The sequence below is a fragment of the Streptomyces aurantiacus JA 4570 genome (assembly GCF_000414115.1).
Classification (GTDB): domain Bacteria; phylum Actinomycetota; class Actinomycetes; order Streptomycetales; family Streptomycetaceae; genus Streptomyces; species Streptomyces aurantiacus_A.
Genome location: NZ_AOPZ01000459.1, coordinates 1 through 2,879, shown reverse-complemented (window position 1 = coordinate 2,879; position 2,879 = coordinate 1). Strand labels below are relative to the sequence as shown.

The following is a 2,879-nucleotide window of genomic DNA, read 5'->3' as shown; positions in this document are numbered from 1 at the left end:
AGGGGCGGGCTTGGGGAAAGGAAAAATCCGCCGCGACGGCGAGCAACCCCCACGACGCAGTCCGGCGGTGCCGAAAAAGCCGCTAGCGGGGCCGCGGGCCAAGGCGATCGCGCGCGTCGCGCGGGCGCCATCGCATGCCGTTCACCTGGCCGGGCTCGTCCCCGATGACGTACCGGACCCGCCGCCCGTGCACGCGCCGCGCAGGCGCCCTGCACCCACGGGGACGGCACCCGCGCGCGAGTCGCGCGTACGGATCACGGGCCCCGGAGGACGGCACCGGCGGCGCCGCCGACCGCACGCACGCGCGGCCGCCGTCCGGGCGCGAGCCCGGGCGGACGGCGGTGGCGCGGCGGTCGGAGCGCATCGGCGGGGGGGCGGGGTCAGCCCCGCCCGTGCCGGAGTGCGGGGTGGGCCCCGGCGGCGACGAGATCGGACACGGCCGACTTCGGGTTGCCGCCGGTGACGAGGGACTCGCCGACGAGGACGGCGTCGGCGCCCGCGTTGGCGTAGGCGATGAGGTCGTGCGGCCCGCGCACCCCGGACTCGGCGATCTTGACGACGGAGTCGGGCAGCTCGGGCGCGACGCGCTCGAACGTGGCGCGGTCGACCTTGAGGGTCTTCAGGTCGCGCGCGTTGACGCCGACGACCTTCGCCCCGGCGTCGACGGCCCGCTCGGCCTCGTCCTCGTCGTGGACCTCCACGATCGGGGTCAGGCCGATGGACTCGGCGCGCTCGATCAGCGACTCCAGGGCGGGCTGGTCGAGGGCGGCGACGATCAGCAGGGCGAGGTCGGCGCCGTACGCGCGGGCCTCCCACAGCTGGTACGAGGTGACGATGAAGTCCTTGCGAAGGACCGGGACGTCCACCTTGGCGCGCACGGCCTCCAGGTCGGCGAGCGAGCCGCCGAAGCGGCGCTCCTCGGTGAGCACGGAGATGGCGGCGGCGCCACCGGCCTCGTAGTCGGCGGCGAGCGCGGCGGGGTCGGCGATCGCGGCGAGCGCGCCCTTGGACGGGCTGGAGCGCTTGACCTCGCAGATGACCTTGACGCCCTCGCCGCGCAGCGCGGCGACCCCGTCCTTGGCCGCGGGAGCCTTCGCCGCGCGCTCCTTGAGCTCGTCGAGGCTGACGCGCGCCTGCCGCTCTGCGAGGTCGGCACGGACTCCGTCGATGATCTCGTCGAGCACACTCACGCGAGCGGCCCCCTTCCAGGACGGTTGAATCTGCGTTCGAGCAGTACAGCGGTACTCGGTCCGCCCTCGGCGGGCGTCCCCATGGTCACTGCGATGGTATCCGCAGGAGGGCGTAGGACCCGCATCCGGTTGACGCGGGTCCCACCACCTGGACATTTGTCAGGCGCGCGGGTCAGTGCTACGGATGCAGCCAGCCGCCGAACGGCAGATTCCGCACGAGGGTGAACAGGGCGACGGCGACACCGACGCCCCACAGCTGCGCCCGGCCCAGTTCGAGCCGCACCGGCCTGCCGCGCGCGGCCCGCACCGCCCACAGCGCCCACCCCACCGCGAAGAGCCCGAAGCCGACGACGGCCAGCGCGTTGGCGCCGAGCGCCGCCGGCAGGTCGCCGTGGGCGACGGCGTGGGCGCTGCGCAGCCCGCCGCAGCCGGGGCAGTACACGCCCGTGTAGTACAGGAGCGGGCAGGCCGGGTAGTGCCCGGGTTCGTTCGGGTCGACCGTGGCGACGTACGCGAAGGCCGCGGCGACCGCGCCGAGCACACCGAGCGGCACGGCGAGGGCACGGAGCCCGCTGTCCGGGCCCGGCGGCGCGACGGTCTCCGGTTCTGGATTCACCCCTGCATTCTCCCCCGTGCGGGGCACGGGCGCCCGGGTGGTACGCCGATGGAGGGCCCAAGTGGTATGCCCAGGGGGCTGCCCGGGGCGCGGGAGCGGCCGTGCGGCGGGGGTACGCCGACGGGGCGGCCGGAAAGGTTCCCGGCCGCCCCGTCGGCGTGCGTGTCCGCGCTGCGTCGCGCCGCGGTCAGCTCTCGGAGCGCGCCACTTGGTGCGCCTGGTGCGGCTTCTGGCCGAGGCCCGCGAGGCGCATGGCGCCGCCCACGAGGCCACCGACGGCGATGACGGCCATGCCGGCCCAGAAGCCGAGCGGGTTGTCCATCACCATGAAGGCGCCCGCGACACAGAAACCGATGAAGGCGATGATGACGCCGGTCCAGGCGGCCGGGGTGTGACCGTGTCCGTGGCTGCTGCCCGCCATGACTTGCTCCTCGTAGCTATGCGTGTGGGGTGGTGCTCCGGTCCGGGCGGATCGCCGGTCCCGCGCCACCGTGAGTCGGACGCTCGGCTCCATTGTTCCGTACCCGCGCGTATGCGTTGAGCGGGGGGTCACCGGCGTGTGCGGTGGGTTACGGCCGCGCTCGGGGGTCAGACCTCGCGGGTCGGGTCCTCGCCGCGGTCGATGGCCTTCCACAGGTCCTCGGGCCGGTCCGGGTCGGGGGCGCGGCGCGCGGCGCGCGGCCGGGGGGCGCCGTCGCGTTCGTAGCGCCCCGACATCGCGGGCCAGCCGCGGCCGCAGATGAGGGCGAGCAGCCCGGCGGCGAGGATCAGCGCGCCCGCGGCCACGGCGGCGTAGGGCCAGCCGGTGTGGCTGAGGTCGGCGATGCGCGAGGCGGCGTCGCCGGACGTGTCGGCGGCCTTCTCGTCCAGGGCGGCGCTGTCGTTCGCGCCGAGCAGCGCGGCCACGATGATGCCGACGCCGCTGAGCGCGAGCAGCAGCGACACGAGCAGACGGCCGGTGCGGCGCACGGCGAAGACCGCGACGAGCGCGGCCAGGCCCACTATCGCGAGGGCCGCGGGCACGCCCGTGACGTCGCTGCCCTTGACGGTCAGCGGGAAGTCGCCGCCCGCCA

The 2,879-nt window shown here is 75.3% G+C and carries 5 protein-coding genes; all 5 read right to left on the bottom strand.

Features of this window, described 5'->3' with window-relative positions; all coding sequences use genetic code 11:
- Positions 1-82 precede the first annotated feature (82 nt).
- Positions 83-364, bottom strand: coding sequence for a tryptophan biosynthesis modulator TrpM (gene trpM / locus STRAU_RS44220; RefSeq protein ID WP_259300068.1), 282 nt, complete (start codon positions 362-364; stop codon positions 83-85).
- A 16-nt stretch (positions 365-380) separates the two neighbouring features.
- Complete coding sequence (trpC, locus tag STRAU_RS34585) at positions 381-1,190, bottom strand: indole-3-glycerol phosphate synthase TrpC (RefSeq protein ID WP_037663862.1); 810 nt, start codon at positions 1,188-1,190, stop codon at positions 381-383.
- A 178-nt stretch (positions 1,191-1,368) separates the two neighbouring features.
- Positions 1,369-1,806 carry a DUF2752 domain-containing protein gene (locus STRAU_RS34580; protein ID WP_016645069.1) on the bottom strand — a complete coding sequence of 146 codons (438 nt, stop codon included), beginning with the start codon at positions 1,804-1,806 and terminating at the stop codon, positions 1,369-1,371.
- 187 nt (positions 1,807-1,993) lie between these two features.
- Positions 1,994-2,227 carry an HGxxPAAW family protein gene (locus STRAU_RS34575; RefSeq protein ID WP_016645068.1) on the bottom strand — a complete coding sequence of 78 codons (234 nt, stop codon included), beginning with the start codon at positions 2,225-2,227 and terminating at the stop codon, positions 1,994-1,996.
- A gap of 167 nt (positions 2,228-2,394) precedes the next feature.
- Positions 2,395-2,879 (bottom strand): TIGR02234 family membrane protein (locus STRAU_RS34570; RefSeq protein WP_037663861.1); only part of this gene is annotated, 485 nt, incomplete at its 5' end.

What these genes read in the sequence shown, in the direction of transcription:
- trpM (WP_259300068.1), bottom strand. Translation starts at nt 364, where the DNA reads ATGCGCTCCGACCGCCGCGCCACCGCCGTCCGCCCGGGCTCGCGCCCG.
- STRAU_RS34575 (WP_016645068.1), bottom strand. Translation starts at nt 2,227, where the DNA reads ATGGCGGGCAGCAGCCACGGACACGGTCACACCCCGGCCGCCTGGACC.